This is a genomic window from Winogradskyella sp. R77965 (assembly GCF_044594915.1).
Taxonomy (GTDB): Bacteria; Bacteroidota; Bacteroidia; order Flavobacteriales; family Flavobacteriaceae; genus Winogradskyella.
In genome coordinates this window covers 906964-930459 of sequence record NZ_CP138990.1, presented here as the reverse complement: position 1 = coordinate 930459, position 23496 = coordinate 906964, and the positions used below count along the sequence as shown (strand labels likewise).

Genomic DNA, 23496 nt, shown 5'->3' with positions numbered 1-23496 from the left:
CAAGCTTATTAAAGCTTGCTTCTTTTCTATTTATTATACTTATAATCTAATTTATTATAAGTTTTTGCGTTTTACTTTGATTATCATTAAATACTTTAGCAAAATATACACCTGTTCCTATTGCAGAAATATCGATGGTATTTATTAAATCTAAGTGATTTATTATCTTATTCAATACTAATCGACCATGTATATCATATAAACTTACCATTGAAGCAGCATCGAGCTCTCCTTTTATAATTAATGATTTTGGATTAGTCGTTGTATATATTTGAATATAATCTAACTCATTCTCTCCAATTGATAGTGCTGAAGATGAGATATGAAGATAGAAACGACCAGTACCATTTAAGCTTACATTAGGTGTGAAAGTATAGTCACCAAAATTTAGTAATGTGACAGTATTGGTTATATTATCTTCCAAATAAACTTCAATATGACTTGGCAATGTAGTTTCACTTATACTAAAGGTTATTTGCTCACCTTGATTTGAATTAACTCCCAAAGGAATTATTGTATTTACTAAATCTGAAGGATTTAAAGCTTGTAAAGCTATTGGAAGTCCAATATTATCCTCTACCAAATGAGAGTAAAGTGCAAAACTAGGGGCTATATTACCCAAAATTTTACCATCATACCTGAGGTCTAAGCCTCGACTTGCATTATCATTAAAGTAAAATTCAGTAGAATAATTGCTATTAATTGTACTTGCATTGAGCCTTAAAAAGGTAAATAAATTTGTATTACGGCCCTCTATGAAATCATCATCAGCACCTATAGCTCTCATCGATGTATCAAAAATAATATCATAGTCATCAACATGAGTAACATCTGCTGCAACATAAAACCCTTGTCCAGGCGTCATCAATCTATCACCTGCATTAGCCAATGTAATAACATCCCACCCATTTGAAGCACTACCATCATAACCATATATACCAGATATATCCTCTAAAATGTCTATATTTTTTATATCTGGTGTTATCTGATAGTTTAAGAAATCTGCAATACTAATGTATGAAGGATATGGATTACCTACTAAATTCCAATCTGGGTAATTGGCACCAGAATTTATGATATCTACATTAACAGGTGTTGTTAGTACTGTACCAGTAAAAGTTAATGTAGTACCGCCAGTTGTAGCAGTTCTATAGCCTGTGCCACTATTTAAATTTGCAGTTATATCATCTGTATAATTTACGTACCAATCAACTGATTTATCGAAAGGGCCAAATAAATAGGTTCTTGGATTATCGTTTCCGTCATTTAATATGTCAGTCGCATTTGTATCAGATAATAAAAAGTTTGCCCAAGTTTGCCCTGAAAGTGGTGGAGATATTAAATCATTACCTAGAGAATTGGAATTAACAAAACGCTCATATTTTACTATGCCTTCGACTGTGCCATCCACTATTAAACTAGAATATAATAGTGATGTTGATTTCAGGGTCGTAGTATTAGCTGTTAATGAAATACCAGAATTTACAGTTAATACGGCTCCAGGATTTACGATAATGGCATCAACTGTTGTATTCATAGAAATTACAGCTTCACCAGCTTCGACTGTAATAGTATCATTAGAACTAGATACGTTATTAGGGTCACTCGGAGACCAAACGTTGTTAGTATAGGTATACGCTTTTACAGGATCCTCAATAATGACTAAGAATTGATTTATAGAAGGGTTTAAAATCTCATTTACAGTTCCTGAAGGCCACCGAACAACTACTTTATCTACTTTAGTATTTATACCAATTCCGAAATGCTGTGTAAACGAATTTACCAAACCATATCCTTCTCCCGAGCGAACATCTCTTATTTGTTTTCCCCAAGTACCATATAATTCCACTCGGGCACCAATACCGTTGATATTACTTTCGGTGCCTTTTAATTGAATATTAAGAAAGTTGTTGGAGTTTCCTTGATTTAGCCAAATTCTATCTTTTGTTGAACTGGGTGAATTTAATCCGTTAGCATATCCGGCATAAATATCTAAGAAACCGTCGTGATTAATATCTCCTACAGAAAAGGACTGAATTTGATTTGAGTTAAAAGGGTTTGTTGCATTCTGAAAAGTACCATCACCATTATTATAAAACATGTAGTGATTGTCTCCAGATACCATTAAATCTATATATCCGTCATTATTAAAATCCTTAAAAAAACCTTGAATACCATAGAAATCTTGTGGTTGTAATGTCGGTAAAAGACCACTTCCTGAAGTAATCTCAGTAAAGGTTCCGTCTCCATTGTTTCTCATTAAATTGGGTCCGGTTCCATGATTAATAATAATAGCATCTAAATCACCATCATTGTCAATATCACCAAAATCAGATAACCAAGTTTGAGCTCCTATTTTAAGATTGGCATGTTCAGCAACCTCAATGAAATTGTTATTACCATCATTTTGCCATAGCATATTTATACGACGAGGGTCAAGAGGACTAGTAACACCACCTCGACATTTAGAAATATATAAATCTAGATCACCATCGTTATCGTAATCCATCCACATACTCGCATAATTTCCTGAATTGTCGCTAATTGGTGTCGTTTCAGTGCTTATTAAGTTCTCATTAAATGAAAATGTTCCATTTTGATTATTTTGAAATGCTCGTGATTCTGCATGATCATGACAAGCAAAAACGTCAGCCCAACCATCGTTATTTATGTCAGCAAAATTTGCACCTTGCAAGAATATATTTGAGTCTGGTATATTAGACTGGGAGTATGAGTCATTACCATTATTATTCTTGATAATTTTCAAGTTATCATAGTAACCACCAGACATAATATCATTATAGCCATTGTGATCAAAGTCAGCAATGGCAGTACCCCATTGGTTGTTGTTACTTACAATACCGTGATTGAAGCTTGTAAACTCTTGTCCAGCTCCATTTTGGTATTGAACACGAAGATTTCTAGCATAATTAAATTGTACAATATCATCTTTTCCATCGCCGTTCATATCAATGACTCCCATAGGTAATCCACTAAAGTTGTCTTGACCTAGAAGATCAGTTCCGTCAATGAAAGCTACTGTATTCCCTCCTGGGTTACTATTATTTACGGCAATTGAAGTTGTTGCTTGATCAGATTGTAGACCATCATTGACGGTTAAAGTTGCTGTATAAGCCGCTACGTTAGTATATACATGACTAGTCGTAACACCTGAAGCTGTTGTACCATCTCCAAAATCCCAAGCATATGTTAGTGTGTCACCATCAGGATCTGTTGAAGCTGACGCATCAAAGCTAACATTCAAAGGGGCAGGTCCGTTTACCGTTGAAGCTGAAAAAATTGCTACTGGTGGAGAAGATGCAGTTGGTGTTAGGCTATTAATCCAATCTGCAATTAATTGAACACCTTCTGTATCAACAACATCTTTTGCTAATGGTGGCATTTCTAAGCCAGTTTGCGTAGAATTCATTCTAAAATGTGCCATTGAATTTGCAACATCTTGAGGAATGACAACCTTAGGATTGCTCAAGCCTTGATCATAAACAACATCACCATAAACAATATTTTGATTTTCAATTGGAGTTGTATAACGAGCGTCAAACATAGCTACATTATCTACTGTTGGATTGTGACAACTTGAACAATTTACATCGATATAAGATCTTGCTCTATCTTCAAGAGAAGCATTTAAATCATCTTTTGCAGCTACGGCTGAGTAACTACTAACATTGTCGTTGGTAATAGTTTCAGTAATGAGTCCGAGTACGCTAAAATTAACGAGTTGGTTCATTGTAATACCTGTACTGGGATATAGAATAGACTTATTAAGGTGTCTTGTTTTTGGCCCTAAAACACTACCATTTTGAGGAAAGTGACAAGACGCACACTCGTTTCTACTTGGGTAATGCCATGATTGGGTAACTCCATTTACAACGACGTCTTCATCCACAGCATCATTTAATAGCGTTGCATCTGTTTGGTCGTTATTCCATTTATATGTTAAATAGTAATAAACATCATCGTTACCCTTAACTTCAAATCGTGTTTCAAGGCGTTGTCCTCCAATCTCAAAATGTTTAATTAGGACTGACCCTTGTGGAAAGTCCCAAGCTTCGTCATTTGAAAATGTAATTTGCTCGTCAGTAGTATTGTATGAACCGTCGTTTGGTATGGCCATCCATCTTTTTTTGGCCGCTCCATCGGACCAAAAAGGTTCAATCATATCATATGGTATTAACCCTGGGCTAGGGGTCAAAGCACCTAAATTGGAAAAAGCTCCAGTTTGAGATAATAAGGTTGGAATACCATTGTTACCTGAAGGGGTAGTAGTTGGCAAATTTCCATTAAGAAATTTTGCAATCGCTACAGCGCTAATGGCTGGGTTTACTAAATCAATTGTTTGAGAATTATTTAAGTTTATTACCTTATCACCTTTTTTAAAAGTGGTAATAGTATTGTTCTCTCGTAATGGTTGAAGCGTGTAAGATCCTGAAGCTAGTTTTTCATGATCTGCAACCGCTAAAAGTTCATAATCTGAATAATTTGAAGAATCAATTCTCGACTCATTAAAATAAAGAACTGCAAACGTTACAATTGCTAAAGTTAAAAATATAATAAGTTTCTTGTTCGCCATTTTCTTAGTAGGATTAACAAAAAAACATGCAAGAAAATCATGTGCTATTTATACATAAACAGAAAAGAAGATGTATCGAAAAAATCGAAAGCATTAATGAAGAATCTAGCGCGTAGTTTTATGCCATATTTTTATTGATATTTGTTTTAGTAGGGACGCTTGAAATAATTTCAAACTTGATTTAAGGCAATATGACTAATAATTACGTCTGATTGTAATATTTTCGTTTATCGTGCAGGTTTATTGGCTATAGTACTTTTTAACAGTTTATAAAGCATTACTATACAAGATTTTAAGCTGTATAAACAAAACCTTCTGTGCAACTAAAAATTTTCTAACATCTATTTTAACTATAGAAAATAACCGTCTAGCATAAAAACCAAACTTTTCATAATTACCGATGTATTTACTTTTACAGTTAATAATTCAGCTTCTCTACGAGATAATAAAATGAATTTGCGGTCTTCTTATTTGGAGAGTTCTAGAGCTAGTGCTTTAACAATATAACTTTAGGCTTCGGTTATCCAAACGATCTTATTTTTAAATGTCATTTGTTACTTTTTTTGAACTTAGCCACTCTTCTCTTAAATCATTAGAAATTTTGCCTGTACCATCATGCTTCCAACCAGGTGGGTTAAAAAGGTAAAGCATTCTGTTTTTTAAAGATTTTTTTCCTGTAAAGGAATCTTTAAACATTCGCCACCATTCAATAAATGCGATTTTAACTGGGTTAAAGGTTTTTATGTTTTCTACTAAGCCATATATTACCTTTTCATTTTTTAATTCTGGTTGAAAGGTACCAAACAACTTATCCCAAATAATTAGAATTCCTGCGTGGTTGCGATCCAAGTAAATTGGATTACTTCCGTGATGCACGCGATGATGAGATGGCGTATTAAAAATAGCTTCGAACCACTTTGGCATTTTGTCTATAGCTTCTGTATGTATCCAGAATTGATATAATAAGCTAATAGACATTTGCAATAATATCATGGCGGGATGAAAGCCGAGTAGAGGTAACCATAACCAAAAAATAAAGGTATAAAAACCACCAGACCATGTTTGTCTAAGTGCTGTACTTAAATTATAATGTTGAGATGAATGATGAACAACATGAGAAGCCCAAAATATGCGACATTCGTGCGATACACGATGAAACCAATAGTATGAGAAATCATCTACAAAAAACAACAAAACAAAAGACCACCATTCAGCAGGTATGGTAAACAGTCTAAAGTTGTCATAAACCCAGAAAAAAACTAGTAAGACCAAAGCTTTACTAGCAAATCCTAAAATCACATTACCTAAACCCATTGCAATAGATGAGAAAGCATCTTTAGATTCGTAAGTCTTAATGTGTTGTTTTGTAGTTGTATATAATTCTAACAACATTGCCAAAATAAAAAAGGGAATAGCATACAGTATAATGTTGGGAAAATCTGGCACTAATTTTTCTTTAAAAGTAGGGTTTTTACAATAATTTTCGATTAAAAAAGAGCAGATGCGTATTTTTATACTTTAAAATTGAAATTAGGATTTATGAAATATAAACTCTTGGGACTTCTTTTATTTATAGGATTAAATAATGCCTTATCTCAAATAGACCAATCTCAAACAGGTGCATGGTATATGTACTTTTTTAGTCACCAGTTTAAGGATAGTCAATGGGGAATTCAAGGTGATTTTCAATATAGAGATTGGCAAGGCTTGGGAGATAAAGAGCAATTATTATTACGTTCTGGTATTACATATTCTCCCAAAAATGGTGGAGTAAAGTTTACATTTGGTTATGGTAATGTAACCACAGGTCAATATGGAGAAAGTGATGATACCTCTGCAGAAAGTCGCATTTATCAAGAGGCTTTAATTCCACAAAAATTAGGAAATAGATTCTATTTAACGCATCGTTTTAGATATGAACAGCGATTTGTAGAAGATCAAGATTTTAGGACGCGATACCGTTATAATCTATTCTTAAATATACCTCTAAACAAAAAAGAACTTGCTTCGAAAGCTGTATATGCGGCTTTGTATAATGAACTTTTTATAAATGGCGGCACAGATATTGGAGATGGAAGAGAAGTACAAATTTTTGATAGAAACCGAACTTATTTGGGATTTGGCTATGTTTTAAATCCAAAAATACGTTTTCAACTTGGCTGGATGAATCAAAAGACAGTTAATTGGGGAAAAGGACAGTTACAATTTAGTATGCACCACAAATTATAAAATGATAAAAGCAACTTTCAACAAGTACATTCTGAATTTTAAAAGACCAAGCGGAACGTCGCGTGGTGTTATGACGACTAAAGAAACTTGGTTTATAAAACTTGAAAGCGAACATAAATTAGGAGTGGGTGAGTGTGGTATTTTAAGAGGTTTGTCTATTGATGATAGACCCGATTATGAAGATAAATTACAATGGACCTGTGAAAACATTAATCTTGGATTAAAAGTGTTGCTCAATGCACTAGAAGAATTTCCCAGCATTCAGTTGGGATTAGAAACAGCCTTTAAGTCCTTGGCCAGTTTAGACCAATTTCAACTATTCCCTTCAGCATTTACCAAAGATTTTGATAGTATTCCTATCAATGGTTTGGTTTGGATGGGTAATGAAGATTTTATGCGAGCGCAAATCAAAGACAAGATTAATTCAGGTTTTGATTGTATAAAGCTAAAAATTGGAGCGATTGATTTTCACGCAGAATTAGATATTCTAAAATCCATAAGAAAAGAATTTTCCGTATCTGATATAGAATTGAGAGTTGATGCTAATGGCGCGTTTTCACCAAATGACGCTTTAGAAAAATTAAAACAATTATCAGAATACCAGTTACATTCTATCGAGCAACCTATAAAGCCAGGGCAATTTGAAGTTATGGCAGAGCTATGTGAAGTTACTCCCTTGCCAATTGCACTAGATGAAGAATTAATTGGAATATTTTCAATAGAAGACAAACAAAAATTACTTAAAACGATAAAACCACATTATATTATTTTAAAGCCGAGCTTGGTAGGTGGATTTGCAGGAAGTCAACAATGGATTGATATAGCAGAAGATTTAAATATAAAGTGGTGGATTACGAGTGCATTAGAGAGTAACATAGGTTTGAATGCCATTGCCCAATGGACTTATACTTTAAAAAACACTATGCCTCAAGGCTTAGGGACAGGAAGTTTGTTTACTAATAATTTTGATTCGCCATTAATGGTAAAAAATGGTACTTTGCACTACGATAAAAACGAAAACTGGAATTTCAATTTATAATTATGAATTATATACAACAAGCCTATAAAGGACAGCGTGAATTGTGGATGTTTATTCTAACAACCGCTTTGGTTGCCGGAATATTCATTGCCAATTTTGTGTTTTATTTATTTTCAGATCCGGGTGATTTAGATGCTGCAATGGATATGATGAGAAATTGGCCTCCAAATGTGTCCTTAGTTGTTAATTTAGTGCCATTTGTATTCTTATTAGGACTTCTATTTATATTAGTAAAATTTGTGCATCAGCGGAGTATTTTATCGCTAACAACAGCACGTTCAAAAGTAGATTATAAGCGTATTTTATTTTCGTTTTTAATGATATGTACCTTTACCTTGGTCACATTTTTTATTGGGTATTCAATAGATTCATCAGAAATAATATACCAGTTTAACCCAAAGAAATTCGCCATCTTATTTCTAATCAGTATTATTTTATTTCCATTTCAGATTGGGTTAGAGGAGTATTTGTTTAGAGGTTATTTAATGCAACATATTGGTGTTTTGGTTAAAAATAAATGGTTTCCTTTAATATTTACCTCTGTATTATTTGGTATAGCGCATAGTGCTAATCCCGAAGTAGGAGCAGTAGGTTTTTGGAAAATGATGATTTTTTATGTTGGAACAGGTTTATTGTTGGGTATTATGACACTCATGGATGATGGATTAGAACTTGCACTAGGCTTTCACCTCGGAAACAATTTATTGGCTTCGTTATTGGTAACTGCAGATTGGACAGCACTACAAACCGATGCAATTTTCAAAAGCACAGCAGATCCTTCTGCGAGTATGATTTCTGAAATTCTATTCCCTGTATTGATAGTGTATCCAATAATGTTATTAATTTTATCTAAGCGATATGGCTGGAAAAACTGGAATGATAAATTATTCGGAAAAGTTGAAGAGCCTCCAAAAGATGATTATAAAATAATTGAATAACCAATGACACCAAAGTATAATAAAGTACATAACCGTTTTAAATTTAATGGACTTCACTTTAATTTTGAAGACTTAAAAGAGGTGGCTTACAGCCTTATTAAAGAAGGTGAGCCTTTTGAAAAAGTTACTGGTAATTTTTTAATCGATTGGTTGAATAATAAAGATTTCCTTTATGTACAGACCTCTGGCTCTACAGGTTACCCGAAACAAATTAAGTTAAAAAAGCAAGCCATGGTAAATTCTGCTATTGCTACAGGTAATTTCTTTGGTTTAGAGCCTGGTGATAGTGGATTGCATTGTTTGCCTAGCCGTTATATAGCTGGTAAAATGATGTTTGTACGCGCCTTGGTGTTGGGATTAGAATTAGATTTTGTTGAACCTGCTTCGCATCCTATTTTTGATTATGAAAAGAAATATGATTTTTGTGCCATGGTGCCACTTCAATTAAAGAACACAATTAATTATACTCAAAATATAAAAACCATAATAGTTGGAGGTTCTATGGTGACTACGCCATTAGCAGCAAAAATTAAAGAGTCTACATCCAGGTTCTATGAAACATATGGAATGACAGAAACCGTAACACATGTCGCTGTAAAGCAATTAGAATCTAAATCAAATAAAGGAGAGGAATGCTTTAATGCATTGTCAAATATTAGATTTAGCCAAGACGATAATCAACGTTTAATCATACACGCTCCCAAGTTAGTAGAAGAAGATTTAGTGACTAATGATCTTGTTGACTTAAAATCTGAAACCAGTTTCAAGCTGCTCGGAAGATATGATAACGTTATTAATTCGGGAGGAGTAAAATTATTTCCAGAACAAATTGAAGTAAAATTACAACCAGCAATTAAAGAACGTTATATCATTGCAAGTGAACAAGACACTACGCTTGGTGAAAAGTTGATTCTTATTGTTGAAAACCCATCAGATTCCGTTGATACTATTCTTGAAAAAATTCAAAAGCTGGAAGCTTTAGATAAGTTTGAAATCCCGAAGAAAATTTATACACTCAGTAAGTTCCCTGAAACTAATAACGGAAAAATTCAGCGTAAAAAAACATTGAAAGCTGTTCTTGGATAGTTAACTCATTGAAACACGGACTTTACTCATTGGTGGTTTTACAAAATGATGTTTGTTTATAGGTTTACAAAAACTTATAACACAATCATTATGAAAAATTTAGGACTTATTTTATGTATTGTGCTTGCTTCATTGCAAATAAATGCACAAGAAAAAAAAATTACTGGCATTGTTACATCTGCTTCAGATGGATTACCACTTCCTGGAGCTAACGTTCACATAAAGGGTAGTAAACAAGGAACAACTACAGATTTTGATGGTAAATATTCAATTACAGCAGAACTAGGCGATATCTTGGTGTTTAAATACGTTGGATTTATTTCTGAAAAGCTAACCGTAGGCAACTCTCAAATAATTAATGTAGCACTTAAAGAAGATCAAAATTCTTTAGACGAAGTTGTTGTGGTTGGTTATGGCACTACTACTAAACGAGCTTTTACAGGTTCAGTGTCAGTAGTAGGCACACCAAGTAAAGCACAATTAAGAAAACAAGAAAAAAAGAGATTTCACAATAAAATATCTAAGCAATTAGCTGGTAAAACGGCTGGTGTTACAATAAGAGGTGCAAAAGCTGTGAATTCCACAAATATTTTATACATAGTAGATGGAGTTCCTATTCAAAAAAATTATAATTCATTAATAGAACAAATAAAACCAGATACTATAGACAAGGTTAATGTCTATAAATCTGCAGATGCAATTGATAAGTTCGGAAACTCAGCTAAAGACGGTTGCATTGTTATTACCACGAAAAGCGGTAATTATCGCATTCAAAATGATGAAGATTATGCTAATATCAATGAAAATGATTTTGAGCGTACTAATCTATCACCTTTATCAACGTTTTCAATTGATGTAGATAAAGCGTCTTATAGCAATGTGAGGAGAATGATAAATAATGGTCAATCCATTCCTGGTGATGCAGTTAAAATTGAAGAAATGGTAAATTATTTTAACTATAATTATCCACAACCAACGGATGAGCATCCATTTTCTATAAATACAGAAGTTGTCAATACACCATGGCACAATCAAACACAATTAGTTAAAATAGGATTACAGGGCAAAACTTATGAGAATGACGATTTACCAGCATCAAATCTTACATTCTTAATTGATGTATCTGGTTCTATGAGTTCTCAAAATAAACTGCCACTATTAAAAAGTGCATTTAGACTATTGGTTAATCAGTTGAGACCTAAAGACAAAGTTTCTATTGTGGTTTACGCAGGAGCTGCAGGAGTCGTTTTAGAACCAACTTCGGGAGACAATAAAGAAAAGATTATAGCAGCATTAGATAATTTACAATCTGGAGGCTCGACGGCAGGGGGTGCAGGAATAAAGCTGGCTTACAAATTGGCTGAAAAGCATTTTAAGAAAAATGGTAATAACCGTGTGATTTTGGCAACTGATGGAGACTTTAATGTAGGCGCATCTAGTAATAGTGAAATGAAAAGTCTAATAGAAGAAAAAAGAAAATCTGGTGTGTTCTTATCTGTCTTAGGTTTTGGATATGGTAATTATAAAGATTCTAAGCTCGAAACTTTAGCAGATAAAGGTAATGGAAATCATGCTTATATCGATAATATGCAAGAAGCTCAAAAAGTTTTTGGAAAAGAGTTTGGAGGTACATTATTTACGATTGCCAAGGATGTGAAAATTCAAGTGGAATTTAATCCGAAAAAAGTACAAGCGTATCGCTTAATAGGTTATGAAAACAGGTTATTAGCAGATGAAGATTTTGTAGATGATACTAAGGATGCAGGTGAATTGGGAAGTGGTCATACAGTTACCGCTTTATATGAAATTATTCCAACAGGAATAGATAGTAATTATTTAAAAACGGTTCCAGAATTAAAGTACACGCAAAATCAGGCTAAAGCTAATTTTGAAGATGAATTGTTTACAGTAAAATTTAGATATAAAAAGCCAGATGAATCTAAAAGTATAGAAATGGTGCATATTCAGAATACTAAAATTTCTGATGCTTCGATTGATATGAATTTTGCCTCTGCAGTTGCACTATTTGGTATGCAATTAAGAAATTCCAAGTATTACAATAAAACAGAAGTATCAAAAGTGATAGAGCTGGCAGAAAATGGTAGAGGTGAAGATAAAGAAGGTTATAGAGCCGAATTTATTAGACTAGTAAAGTCATTTGATAATTTAAAATAGGATTAAAAAATAAGCAAACAAAAAACCCAATGCAACAGCATTGGGTTTTTCTATATTTATATAATCCGAAAATTAATTCCCTTCAGATAAATTTTTCATCTCTTCTTCAACCATTTCGTAGAATTGGTCAATTTTTGGCAATACAACAATACGTGTACGTCTGTTTTTTGCTCTATTTTCGGCGGTATCATTTTCTACTAAAGGTGAGTAAGAACTGCGACCAGCTGCTATTAACTGTGCTGAATTTACACCTAAGCTTTCTAAAACTCTAACAACAGAAGTTGCACGTTTTACACTTAAATCCCAGTTATCTAATAATGGTGGCTTGCTGTAAGATACATTATCTGTATGCGACTCTACCATAGCTTCAAAATCTGGTTTGCTATTAATGACTTTAGCAACTTTACCTAAAATTTCATTAGCTCTAGTCGTTACATTATAGCTTCCGCTTTTAAATAATAATTTATCTGCAATAGAAATAAATACAACACCTTTTTCTACATTAATCTCAATATCAGAATCATTAATACCAACTTCTTTCTTAAGACCAGTAACAATTGCTAATGTAACACTGTCTTTGCGCGTTAAAGCATCCTGCAATCGTGTAATCTTAAGATTACTTTCTCTTAGGCTTTCTAATGACTTTTCTAAGTTTGTTGCACCTTTACTAGTCAATTCTGTTAAGTCTTGTGAGCTTTTTATCAAAGCATCATTACTTTTTCGCATATCAGCTAATTGCTCTTTCATAGCTTCAACACGAGCATTTGCAGCAGCAGCATCTGATAGACAACTATTCAATTTTACTGTTGCAGTATTTAATAAATCTTGAGTTTCTTGTTGTTTTGCTTCAAGTGCTAGATAATCTTTCTTTGAGACGCAAGATGCCAACATCAATGAACAAACACCTAATAACATTAATTTTTTCATAATTATGGATTATAGTTTTGATTGTTAATTATAACACCCCAAAATTATGCAAAAGAAGAATCCGCTAAACATCGATTAACAAAAACTTTAACAGTTTTATGAACAATTAGAATTTTGTTCGTTTTTTAATGAAGTAAGACCAAACAATAGAGTCTGTTTCGTAATATTTTGGACGTTTTGGTAACTGTTTCCGTTGTTTTAATAGTCGACCTATATTCATATAAAAAGAAGCATGTGCTTTAAGAATGGCAAAGCAATACCTTGGTTTTAATTGAAATAAAAAGCGAATAGCAGCAATACCATCTAATTTCATGCGTATGACTGTCCTAAAAAACACATTAGAATCAGTGTTTTTTACCAATGTAAATAGACTATTTCTAAAATTGAGATATGTTTTTTTTGGATTTGTGTTGCTCAAAGTAGCTCCACCAACATGGTAAACTGTTGATGCACCAATATATTTTGTTTTATGACCAGTATTAAAAGCGCGCCAGCACAAATCAATTTCTTCCATATGTGCAAAGTAGGATTCATCAAAACCTTTTAAAGCTTTGAAAACTGAACTTCTAATGAAAAAACAGGCGCCTGAAGCCCAGAAAATATCCTTAGTATCGTTGTATTGCCCTTTGTCTTCTTCAATAGTATCAAAGATACGGCCGCGACAAAAAGGATAACCGTACTTATCTATAAATCCACCCGCTGCACCCGCATATTCAAAATAAGACTTGCTTTTATGATCTAAAATTTTAGGTTGAATAATTGCTGCGTCAGGATCAGAATTAAATTCTTTTACGACAGGTTGCAACCAATTTTCTGTAACTTCTATGTCGCTATTCAATAAGCAGAGTAGTGGTTCATTGACCTGGTGTAAGGCTTCATTATAACCCTTGGCGTAACCACCATTTTGCGAATTCTGAATTAATCCTACATTAGGAAAATGCGCCGATACAAAAGTTACAGAATCGTCAGTTGAAGCATTATCAGCAACATATATTTTAGCATCATCAGAATACTTTATAACCAAAGGTAAGAACTGTTCAAGTAAAGTCTTTCCATTCCAGTTTAAGATAACAACGGCTATGTCTTTGGTTTGTAGCATTTAGATTTTTGTATAATTCGGAATGTCTTCTAAAAACGAATAACGTTCACTTTTCATATCCATTTCACAATAATAATGATTTAAGCCATTAGTTACCATTAAGTAAGAAGCATTTAAAACTAAATTGTACCGTGCTATTTGATCAAAAGTGGTTTGGTCTATTTGTACGCTGTGCGATTTACATTCCACAATTAAATGTATGCTTCCATCTGAATTAAATACTACAATGTCATAGCGTTTCTTTAAGCCGTTAATAGTTAATTCTTTTTCAACATTAATCAAAGTTTTAGGGAATTTCTTATTATTAATTAGATAATGAACACAGTGTTGTCTCACCCATTCTTCGGGTTGAAGAATGATGAATTTTTTCCGAATGACATCAAAAATAGAAACTTTATTTTCTGTACTTTTGAATCGGTATTCAAACTTTGGAAAGTTGAGTTCTTGCACTACACAAAATTAAAGCTATAATGTCATTCAGACAAACAATTTAAGAGATTGGAAGACGTAAAACAATTAGTTGCCGCAATAAAAAAGGGAGATCTTAAGCCTATTTATTTTTTAATGGGAGAGGAGGCTTATTATATTGATAAGATTTCAGATTTTATTGAAGACAATGTTTTGGATGAATCTGAAAAAGGGTTTAACCAAATGGTACTTTACGGTAGAGATGTTTCTATTGATGATATTGTGAGTAATGCAAAGCGGTATCCGATGATGGCAGAACGGCAGGTTGTGATTGTAAAAGAAGCTCAGGATTTAAGTAGAACTATAGAAAAATTAGCTAAATATGCCGAAAACCCTCAGCCAACAACAGTTTTGGTTGTTAATTATAAGTACAAAAAGCTGGATAAAAGAAAGGCGCTCTATAAAACCATTAATAAAAATGGAGGATTAGTTTTTGAAAGTAAAAAACTTTATGAAAACCAAGTGCCAGATTGGATTAGACGTGTGCTTAAAGGTCAAGGTTATGATATTTCACCGAAGGCTGCCCAAATGTTAACCGAATTTTTAGGCACGGATTTAAGTAAGGTTAATAATGAGCTTAACAAACTAAAAATTGTTTTACCAAAGGGTACACAAATTACACCAGAGCATATCGAAGAAAATATTGGTATAAGTAAAGACTATAATAACTTTGAGTTGCGCAAAGCAGTTGGAGAACGCAACGTTTTAAAAGCACATAAAATCGCTAAGTATTTTGCAGACAACCCAAAGGATAATCCTATGGTGGTTACGGTTTCGTTGTTGTTTAGTTTCTTTTCGCAATTGCTTCATCTTCATGGCTTGCACGATAAATCTCCACGAAGCGTTGCTTCTGCTATAAAAGTCAACCCTTATTTTGTTAATGAGTACTTAACAGCCGCTCGAAACTATCCGATGAAAAAAGTAAGTTCAGTTATTGGATTGTTGCGTGAGTTTGATGTTAAAAGTAAAGGCGTAGGCTCAAATACTGTACCTCAAGGAGACTTGCTTAAAGAATTATTGGTTAGAATTTTAGGTTAAAGCCTTATTCTTCAATAATAGATTTTCTATAGAAATCACTTAGCTGCAATTTAATTCACTTTAATAGAAAAATTATCTACAAAAAGTTCTACAGTATCTGCAGTAGGATTTGCAGTTGCACCAATTTGTACACGCTCATAGAAAGTAGGTTCTTGTAGTGTGAAGTTTATATTTTGTTCTGCAAATATATTCGTAAATATCTGTGAATTTGGCATATTCATGGCATTTTCATTAATGACTTCTACATCATTAATGTAAAGCTTGTTAATACCTGAACTATTAGGAGATAAAATCATTTCCCATCTTATAGAAACCCATTCGTTTCTTGGAAATGGAGTAGAAGATTGTTGTAAAGTCTCACCAGATATTTTTCCACGCTCAATAGATAGATAATCATTTTCTCCTGACATCATAAGTCTAACTCCTGGACACTGATTTTCCGAACCGTAATTGTCTCCAACAGAAGGGTCCCAACATGAACAACATTCTAAATCTATAAGTAGTAAATTCTGTAATGATTGTGATCCCTTTATATAAAAGTCTGCAGTAATAATAACTTTATCGCCTTCAATGATATTAAATCCACCTTTTTCAATATCCATTTTAGACAATTGCGAGTCAGACTGATATGCTAGAATCCGTAATGCGTTTTCACCTTCAGAAAATTCAGAATCTATAATGGAAATTTGATTTGTTGCATTAGACGGATTTGTTTGCTGAACATTTGACCATCTTGAAGCATCGGAAGGAAATAATTCATTTAAATCATTATTTTGGGTTTCAAAACCATCCTCAAATAAGAAAGTAGTATCTGTAGGATCTTCATTGTTGCTATCATTTGTTTCACAAGCAAAAAGTATCAATGAAATAAAAATTAGCAATAAATATTTGTTGTCTTTCATAACATTATCAACGTTAAGAGCTCTAGAATATTCTATAATTCAGTAAATGATTCTATTCATAGTGTTCTGTAATAGTGTAATAACTCTTCATCATTGTTTGGAAGTTTACCAATACCTTCTAAATGAAAACCAAGGCGTTCTAATAATTTTCTTGATGACAGATTGTCTTCTAAGGTATATGCACTAAGGTCTCTTAATCCAAAGTCTTCTTTTGCAATTATAATGAGTTGACTACTAGCTTCAAATGCATAACCTTTGCCTTCATGACAAGGCAAAAAAGCAAAACCTATATCTGGATCCTTTGTGCCCTCTCTATGATATAAGCCACAAGTGCCTAATTTTACATTATCTTCTTTTCTTAATATAACATTATTGCTATAACCATGTTTTTCTAATTGTGGGAATGCTTTTTCTATGATGTAAGCTTCAGCTTCCTCAACGGTTCTTATATTTCTGTCACCAATAAACTGTATCCATTTAGGAGTATTCATTAACTCGAAAATGAACGGAGCATCTTCGGCCATAACTGGTTTAACCCTCAGTCTTTTGGTTTGAAATGTTTTGTATTTAGACAATTAAATTTTTTAGAATTATGAGTTATACTCTTGCCAATGGTTTTTAGTCATTTCATAGCACATGCATTTTTCGTGTTCTGGGTATGCTTTTAATTTAGGATGATTAAAATCTCCAATCTTTTTCATTCCAATTTTTTTCATAACATGTTCTGATTTGGTGTTTTGTTCTGTACAAACAGATATTATTTTTTCCAAATTCAGTTTGCTAAATGCAAAATCAAGACATCTTTTTGCACCTTCGGTTGCATAGCCATTTCCCCAACTGTCTTTTTTTAATCGCCACCCAATATCCGTAGCTGGTGTATAATCTGTTACATATTCCTGGTAGGCCAAGCCTATAAATCCAATTAATTCTCCAGTTTTCAAAATTTCAGTAGCAAAGTAAGTGTATCCCTTTTTGGAGTAATGAACTATAAATCGCTCAATTAATTCTCCAGTTTCTTTTCTAGTCAATGGTTTTGGGAAATGTTCCATTACTTCCAAATCGGCATTTACTTTTGCAAATTCAGTTAGGTCGTTTACTGTCCAATTACGAAAGCCTAGTCTTTCTGATTTAAATAGGTAACCTTTTGTTAATTTAAATGTGTTTTCTTAAATGATAGGAGGCTATTTTTTAGAGAATATTTTTATTCTTCTTCTACAGCATTATGTGTTTTTAGCCATTCCTCGCCAGCTTTATCTCTAAAAAAGTCCATCCATACATAATACATTTCATCACCATCTAAAGCTTCTACTGAATGGCTAGAACCTAATGGTATATGAAGAATTGAATGTTCTGGGAAATTAATTTGAGCATCATCCGCATAAACAATGACTTGGTTATCAGTAAGTCCTAAAAATAATTGCTCTAGCATTCCATGCTCATGAGCACCAACTTTATCAGGACCTTTAGTTTGAACCGTTCCCATAGCTATACGTGGTAAATATTTATTAGGTAAAATAGTACGACTAACCGTATTTGGACTTTTTATAGGTTCTGTATACGCCTCACAATCTGTAAATTTCCTATAATAGACATTCTGTGTATTTTCTGCAGGAAATTCTTTTAAGTCTAGCAGATCTTGTTCAGTAAGTTTCGTAGATATTTTAAGAAAACTTAGCGTATCATTTTCTGTTGCCTTTATAGAAATAGTTTTAATAGCATTTGGCAATAAAATCGTCTCAGGAACAATATCATAATTTTCTGCGTTTGCAGTTACAGTGCCTTTTCCACTGACGAAAAGGTAAATATCTTTATGACCGTCTTCTGTTAAATGATTTATTGCATCTCCAGTTAAAGTGATATGCTCCACTTCAATGCCTGGAATTTCATTTTTGAGTACTGTTTTAGCATGTTCTTGGGTATTAGATTTCAAACCCATAGCTAGATATTCAATAGGAATTTCTAATTTTTCTTGCTCTTGAGTTTTCTCTATTTCCGTCTCTTTTTTCTTCTCTGTTTCTGCGCATCCTACTAAAAAGGCAGTCATTAATAGAAGGGTAAAAGCTAGGTAAGTGATTTTTGTTTTCATAATGAGTGATTATTAATTCAAGTAATTTTCTTGATAATAGATATAGTAATATTAGATACTTTAAATTTACAAAAAAATTACTTCAACAAAAACGCCTTCAATCCCTCATATGAACAAATATTAATTGAGTATTTTTCTTTATCCATAACCGCTTCAATTTGAGGAGGAAGTGGAACCGTTTTTTCTATAACCTCTTCAACCACATCTAAGAATTTAGTAGGATGAGCAGTTTCTAAAAATACCACATGAGCATCATTATTTTCTAAATATGCTTTCGCACCTAAATAACCAACAGCTCCATGCGGATCTGCCATGTAATTATTTTCTTTATATAATTCTAAAAGAGCAGCTTTAGTTTCTTCATCAGAATAGCTATAAGAAGATAAATTGGCCTTTAAGTCCTCAAAATTATTGTTGTGTAATTCTTGTATACGAATAAAATTACTTGGATTGCCAACATCCATGGCATTGCTAATCGTTTGCACAGAGGGTTTTGGGTTGTAAGACTGTGTTGTCATATAATTCACCACAGTATCATTGGCATTATTGGCTGCAATGAAATGCTTAACAGGTAAGCCTAATTTTTGTGCTACCATACCTGCACAGATATTTCCAAAGTTTCCACTCGGAATAGAAAAAGCAATGTCCTTATGCTTAGACTTTAATTGTTTGTATGCGAATAGGTAATAAAAGAGTTGTGGTAACCAACGCGCTATATTTATAGAGTTTGCAGAAGTCAACTGCATTTGGCTGGTCAGTTCTTCATCCATAAAGGCTCGTTTTACCATGTCTTGACAATCATCAAAAACTCCATCAACTTCTAACGCAGTTATGTTTTGTCCCAAAGTCGTGAGTTGCTTCTCTTGTATATCACTTACTTTTCCGCTAGGATATAAGATCACAACATTGACCCCTTTTACACCTAAGAAGCCATTTGCTACAGCGCCACCAGTATCACCAGACGTTGCAACTAGTACTGTTACTTCATTAGTATTAGATGTGTTAAAATAGCCTAAACATCGCGCCATAAAGCGCGCTCCAACATCTTTAAAAGCCATAGTTGGTCCGTGAAACAACTCTAACGTAGAAATATTTTCATTGATATTTACAACAGGAAATTCAAAGTTTAGTGTTTCTTCAACAATAGTCTTCAACACATCTTCAGGAATTTCTGGAACAATAAATTGCTTAATAGCTTCAAAGGCAATATCAGCGTTAGATTTGCTTTCAATAGTTTCAAAAAATGAAGCATTTAAAGGTGTTATCGATTCAGGAAAATACAAACCTTTATCAGGCGCAAGTCCTCGCACTACAGCATCTTCAAAAGTTGTGTTTGGTGTTTTTCTATTGAGAGAGTAATAGTTCATTATAATGTTTTTATACCTTGGGTATTAATCTTAGAAACGTAAGTTTCAAACTGTATATTGGTTTTTGAATACACATTACGCATGGTTTGCTCAACCTTTTTTGCAGTGTTTTCTCCTTTACTTAATGCAAATATTGAAGGGCCAGAGCCAGAAATTCCAGTACCTAGAGCTCCAGCTTCCATTATAGCGTTTTTTAAATCATCAAAATGTGGAATAAGTTGTTTTCTATGCGGTTCAATTACGACATCGTTTAAAGCATCTTTAATTAGACTGTAATCTGACGTATGCAGTGCATGTACAAAACTACCAACATTTGCCCATTGCGTTATCGCATTTTGAAGTGGAATATCCTTTGGTAAAATTGCTCGAGACTCAGACGTCTTAATTTCTATCTGCGGATGAATTAAAGTTGCAAATATATCTGTTGGAGCAGGAAGCTCCAAAACTTGTAAAGGACACGCACTTTTAACCAATGTGAAACCACCGAAAATTGCTGGTGCCAAATTATCTGCGTGCTCACATTGACTTGCTAAAGCTTCGCCTTTCATGGCGTAATAAGTAAGTTTAGTATTGTCTAAAGGTTTGCCTAACAATTCATTCATACCATAAACACTGCCTGCAGCACTCGCAGAACTACTGCCAATACCACTACCAGGCTTAATATTCTTGTAAATTTCAATTTCAAAACCGCAATCTGGTTTCAAATCTTTGTACATAGCTAAAGCCGAGACTCCTGCGACATTCTTTTCTACTTCATACGGTAAATCATAACCTTCAATTTTTGTAATTTTAATACCTTTTTCTTCTGTTTTTCTAATGACCATGTCATCACCAATAGTATCTAAACAAAAACCTAGGACATCGAATCCGCAAGCTACATTGGCTACGGTTGCAGGCGAAAATATTTTGATTTCTTTTTTCATTCCTAGTTATTGGCTATTCTTATAATATCTGCAAATAAACCAGAAGCGGTTACGTCCGCACCGGCACCAGCGCCTTTAATTATCATGGGTTGCTCAGGATAGCGTTGTGTGTAGAACATAACAATATTATCCTTTCCTTTAAGATTATAAAATGGATGACCTTCAGGAATTTCCTTAAGTCCAACTTTGGCTTTTCCGTTATCAAATTCTGCTACAAACTTTAACTGACAGTTTTTTTCTTCGGCTGACTTGTATAAACTTTGATAGTAAGCTTCATCATTTTTAAGTGTGTCGAAAAAATCATCAACTGTATCAGCGTTCATAGCATCTTCAGTTAAGAAATTATCAGTTTCGAGATCAGATAATTCAATAGAATGACCACTTTCTCTCGCCAAAATTAAAACTTTACGTGCGACATCAATACCACTTAAATCAATACGTGGATCTGGTTCTGTATAACCTTCTTCTTGAGCTTGTTTTACCACGTCATAAAAGGAGGTTTCTGAATTAAAATTATTGAATATAAAGTTAAGACTTCCGGATAAAACGGCTTGTATCGTATTTACTTTATCACCAGAAGTAATCAAGTGACTCAGCGTGTCTATTACTGGCAATCCTGCACCAACGTTAGTTTCAAATAAAAATGATGCGTTGTATTTTCTCGACAAGGTTTTCAATTCATTGTAATAGTCAATATTACCAGAACACGCAATTTTATTGCAAGCAACAACAGAAATGCTTTGCTTAAGATAATCTCCATAAATATTAGCTACAGCATCATTTGCTGTAATATCTACGAAGACAGAGTTTCTTAAATTTAAATGTTTTGCATGTTCAAAGAACCCTTTTAAACTCGCTTTTTCACCAACTTCTAATTGTTGCTTCCAGTTTTTTAGATCAATACCTTCATCATTCACAACCATTGTTCTAGAATTTGACAAGCCAGCAACTCTTAGATTAATCTTAAAGTTTTCTTTTACATAAGCTTTTTGCTGTTTGATTTGTTCAATAAGACGCTCTCCAACGTTACCAACACCTGTAATAAACAAGTTGATTTGTTTGGTCTTGATTTCAAAAAACTGTTCGTGCAAACTGTTTAATGCTTTTTTGACATCATTTTTATGAATTACAGCAGAAATATTTCGCTCAGATGCTCCTTGAGCAATAGCTCTAATATTCACATTATTTTTGCCAAGTGTACTAAACATTTTTCCACTGATACCTTGATGACTTTTCATTTTATCACCAATAACAGCTATAATTGATAAATCCGATTCTACCACTATTGGGTCTATTTTTTGAAGTTTAATTTCATACTCAAAAACGTTATCGATAACTTCTTTAGCACGTTGTGCATCACTATGCGAAATTCCGAAACAAATGGAATGTTCTGATGAGGATTGTGTAATTAAAATGATGTTGATTTTTTGTTGTGCCAATGTTTCGAATAAGCGCTTGCTAAAACCAGGAACACCAACCATACCATTACCTTGCAAGGTTAAAAGTGCGATATTATCTATATTACTAAGCCCTTTAACGGGCGACCCGTTTGATTTTATATCTTCAGTTATTGTGGTTCCTACAGCTTCTGGATCCATTGTATTTTTTATCACAATCGGAATTTTCTTTTTAAGTACTGGCATAACCGTTGGTGGATACAATACCTTGGCTCCAAAATGTGACAATTCTACTGCTTCCTGATAAGACAATTCTACGATTGGCGCAGCTTGTTTTACTAGTTTAGGGTTGGTAGTGAACATGCCACTAACGTCTGTCCAGATCTGCAATTCCTTCGCATTTAGCGCAGCAGCAATTATGGCAGCCGTATAGTCAGAACCTCCTCGACCTAATGTCGTAATTTCTCCACTCAACGATTTTGATACAAAACCGGGTAACAAGACGATGGAATGGGAATCTGACTCAAAAAAAGACTCAATATTAGTATTTGTAATTTCAAAATTTACCAATGCGTTATTGAAGGTTGAATCAGTAGCAATTAATTCTTGTGAGTTTTTTAAAGTCGCGTTTAATTTTCTAGATTTAAGTGTGTGATAAATGATATTAGATGATAATGCTTCTCCAAAACTTAATAATTTGTCTTTAGTTTTTGGCGATAATTCATTTATGAGATAAATACCATCTAAAAGGCTTCTAAGTTCTTTTAATTTTTCAGAAATTAAGTCATGCAGAATTTCATGATCTTTTTGAAGACTTTTATCTTTTTCAGAATCTGTAAAAAGACCTTCTATAACTTTATTGTGTCTAGACCAAATGCCATTGTAGGTATCTTTATACTCTAGATTTTTATTGCAAGCTAAATTTGCTGCTTCTAATAACTTATCGGTGATGCCACCAACGGCAGAAACTACAACAGCAATTTTAGAACGTTTTGATTGTTGCTCTAAAATTGAGATTACTTTATTTATATTTTCGGCTGAACCTACTGATGTTCCACCAAATTTGAGAACTTTCATATTTTATATTATTTAAGAGAATAAAATGTCTAAATAGACAAAAAGGGACGGAAAGCATATTAGAAATTACCCCAAAGGGTAATAATAGTTGAAATAAAAAACATAGAAATAGTCATACCGATTGTATGTGAGATTGTATTTTCTGATATGT

17 protein-coding genes and 1 pseudogene are annotated in these 23496 nt (G+C 33.3%); 6 read left to right on the top strand and 12 right to left on the bottom strand.

Annotation, left to right across the window (positions count from 1 at the left end):
- Positions 1–46 precede the first annotated feature (46 nt).
- Positions 47–4594 (bottom strand): FG-GAP-like repeat-containing protein, encoded by a 4548-nt coding sequence (locus SJY34_RS04115; RefSeq protein WP_400079167.1) that lies wholly within the window; start codon positions 4592–4594, stop codon positions 47–49.
- Between the two features lie 540 nt (positions 4595–5134).
- Complete coding sequence (locus SJY34_RS04110) at positions 5135–6040, bottom strand: sterol desaturase family protein (protein ID WP_400079166.1); 906 nt, start codon at positions 6038–6040, stop codon at positions 5135–5137.
- Positions 6041–6133: 93 nt separating this feature from the next.
- Between SJY34_RS04110 and SJY34_RS04105 the strand changes: the two genes are divergently transcribed.
- The 5 genes from SJY34_RS04105 to SJY34_RS04085 all read left to right on the top strand — a co-directional run bounded on the left by SJY34_RS04105 (position 6134) and on the right by SJY34_RS04085 (position 12061).
- Positions 6134–6823: a DUF2490 domain-containing protein gene (locus SJY34_RS04105; RefSeq protein WP_400079164.1), complete on the top strand. Its 690-nt coding sequence runs from the start codon at positions 6134–6136 to the stop codon at positions 6821–6823.
- 4 nt (positions 6824–6827) lie between these two features.
- Positions 6828–7862, top strand: coding sequence for an o-succinylbenzoate synthase (locus tag SJY34_RS04100; protein WP_400081313.1), 1035 nt, complete (start codon positions 6828–6830; stop codon positions 7860–7862).
- 2 nt (positions 7863–7864) lie between these two features.
- Entirely contained in the window at positions 7865–8800 is a 936-nt protein-coding gene (locus SJY34_RS04095) for a lysostaphin resistance A-like protein (RefSeq protein ID WP_400079162.1), read from the top strand.
- Between the two features lie 3 nt (positions 8801–8803).
- Positions 8804–9886: an AMP-binding protein gene (locus SJY34_RS04090; RefSeq protein WP_400079160.1), complete on the top strand. Its 1083-nt coding sequence runs from the start codon at positions 8804–8806 to the stop codon at positions 9884–9886.
- Between the two features lie 90 nt (positions 9887–9976).
- On the top strand, positions 9977–12061 hold the full coding sequence (locus SJY34_RS04085) for a von Willebrand factor type A domain-containing protein (RefSeq protein WP_400079158.1): 2085 nt from the start codon (positions 9977–9979) through the stop codon (positions 12059–12061).
- Positions 12062–12133: 72 nt separating this feature from the next.
- Here the strand turns inward: SJY34_RS04085 and SJY34_RS04080 are convergent, their stop codons facing one another.
- The 3 genes from SJY34_RS04080 to SJY34_RS04070 all read right to left on the bottom strand — a co-directional run bounded on the left by SJY34_RS04080 (position 12134) and on the right by SJY34_RS04070 (position 14537).
- Positions 12134–12988 (bottom strand): flagellar motor protein MotB, encoded by an 855-nt coding sequence (locus SJY34_RS04080; protein ID WP_400079156.1) that lies wholly within the window; start codon positions 12986–12988, stop codon positions 12134–12136.
- Between the two features lie 106 nt (positions 12989–13094).
- Positions 13095–14087 (bottom strand): glycosyltransferase family 2 protein, encoded by a 993-nt coding sequence (locus SJY34_RS04075; RefSeq protein WP_400079154.1) that lies wholly within the window; start codon positions 14085–14087, stop codon positions 13095–13097.
- Positions 14088–14537, bottom strand: a complete 450-nt coding sequence (locus tag SJY34_RS04070; RefSeq protein WP_400079152.1) for a type I restriction enzyme HsdR N-terminal domain-containing protein — start codon at positions 14535–14537, stop codon at positions 14088–14090.
- Positions 14538–14585: 48 nt separating this feature from the next.
- Between SJY34_RS04070 and holA the strand changes: the two genes are divergently transcribed.
- Positions 14586–15593 (top strand): DNA polymerase III subunit delta, encoded by a 1008-nt coding sequence (gene holA, locus SJY34_RS04065; RefSeq protein WP_400079151.1) that lies wholly within the window; start codon positions 14586–14588, stop codon positions 15591–15593.
- Between the two features lie 50 nt (positions 15594–15643).
- On the opposite strand, the gene SJY34_RS04060 is transcribed toward holA, so the two are convergent.
- The 7 genes and pseudogenes from SJY34_RS04060 to thrA form a co-directional block, all read right to left on the bottom strand.
- Positions 15644–16495, bottom strand: coding sequence for a heparin lyase I family protein (locus tag SJY34_RS04060; protein ID WP_400079149.1), 852 nt, complete (start codon positions 16493–16495; stop codon positions 15644–15646).
- A 56-nt stretch (positions 16496–16551) separates the two neighbouring features.
- Positions 16552–17070: a GNAT family N-acetyltransferase gene (locus tag SJY34_RS04055; RefSeq protein ID WP_400079147.1), complete on the bottom strand. Its 519-nt coding sequence runs from the start codon at positions 17068–17070 to the stop codon at positions 16552–16554.
- A gap of 15 nt (positions 17071–17085) precedes the next feature.
- Positions 17086–17604, bottom strand: a pseudogene (locus SJY34_RS04050) (GNAT family N-acetyltransferase); the annotation flags it as partial.
- A gap of 92 nt (positions 17605–17696) precedes the next feature.
- Positions 17697–18581 carry a cupin domain-containing protein gene (locus tag SJY34_RS04045; protein ID WP_400079145.1) on the bottom strand — a complete coding sequence of 295 codons (885 nt, stop codon included), beginning with the start codon at positions 18579–18581 and terminating at the stop codon, positions 17697–17699.
- 77 nt (positions 18582–18658) lie between these two features.
- Entirely contained in the window at positions 18659–19948 is a 1290-nt protein-coding gene (gene thrC / locus SJY34_RS04040) for a threonine synthase (RefSeq protein WP_400079143.1), read from the bottom strand.
- Complete coding sequence (locus tag SJY34_RS04035; protein WP_400079142.1) at positions 19948–20871, bottom strand: homoserine kinase; 924 nt, start codon at positions 20869–20871, stop codon at positions 19948–19950. The genes thrC and SJY34_RS04035 overlap by 1 nt, the downstream gene beginning before the upstream one ends.
- Before the next feature lie 2 nt (positions 20872–20873).
- Entirely contained in the window at positions 20874–23345 is a 2472-nt protein-coding gene (gene thrA / locus SJY34_RS04030; RefSeq protein WP_400079140.1) for a bifunctional aspartate kinase/homoserine dehydrogenase I, read from the bottom strand.
- Positions 23346–23496 lie beyond the last annotated feature (151 nt).

What these genes read in the sequence shown, in the direction of transcription:
- SJY34_RS04095 (WP_400079162.1), top strand. Translation starts at nt 7,865, where the DNA reads ATGAATTATATACAACAAGCCTATAAAGGACAGCGTGAATTGTGGATG.
- SJY34_RS04080 (WP_400079156.1), bottom strand. Translation starts at nt 12,988, where the DNA reads ATGAAAAAATTAATGTTATTAGGTGTTTGTTCATTGATGTTGGCATCT.
- SJY34_RS04090 (WP_400079160.1), top strand. Translation starts at nt 8,804, where the DNA reads ATGACACCAAAGTATAATAAAGTACATAACCGTTTTAAATTTAATGGA.
- thrA (WP_400079140.1), bottom strand. Translation starts at nt 23,345, where the DNA reads ATGAAAGTTCTCAAATTTGGTGGAACATCAGTAGGTTCAGCCGAAAAT.
- SJY34_RS04075 (WP_400079154.1), bottom strand. Translation starts at nt 14,087, where the DNA reads ATGCTACAAACCAAAGACATAGCCGTTGTTATCTTAAACTGGAATGGA.
- SJY34_RS04115 (WP_400079167.1), bottom strand. Translation starts at nt 4,594, where the DNA reads ATGGCGAACAAGAAACTTATTATATTTTTAACTTTAGCAATTGTAACG.
- SJY34_RS04060 (WP_400079149.1), bottom strand. Translation starts at nt 16,495, where the DNA reads ATGAAAGACAACAAATATTTATTGCTAATTTTTATTTCATTGATACTT.
- SJY34_RS04085 (WP_400079158.1), top strand. Translation starts at nt 9,977, where the DNA reads ATGAAAAATTTAGGACTTATTTTATGTATTGTGCTTGCTTCATTGCAA.
- SJY34_RS04035 (WP_400079142.1), bottom strand. Translation starts at nt 20,871, where the DNA reads ATGAAAAAAGAAATCAAAATATTTTCGCCTGCAACCGTAGCCAATGTA.
- thrC (WP_400079143.1), bottom strand. Translation starts at nt 19,948, where the DNA reads ATGAACTATTACTCTCTCAATAGAAAAACACCAAACACAACTTTTGAA.
- SJY34_RS04045 (WP_400079145.1), bottom strand. Translation starts at nt 18,581, where the DNA reads ATGAAAACAAAAATCACTTACCTAGCTTTTACCCTTCTATTAATGACT.
- SJY34_RS04105 (WP_400079164.1), top strand. Translation starts at nt 6,134, where the DNA reads ATGAAATATAAACTCTTGGGACTTCTTTTATTTATAGGATTAAATAAT.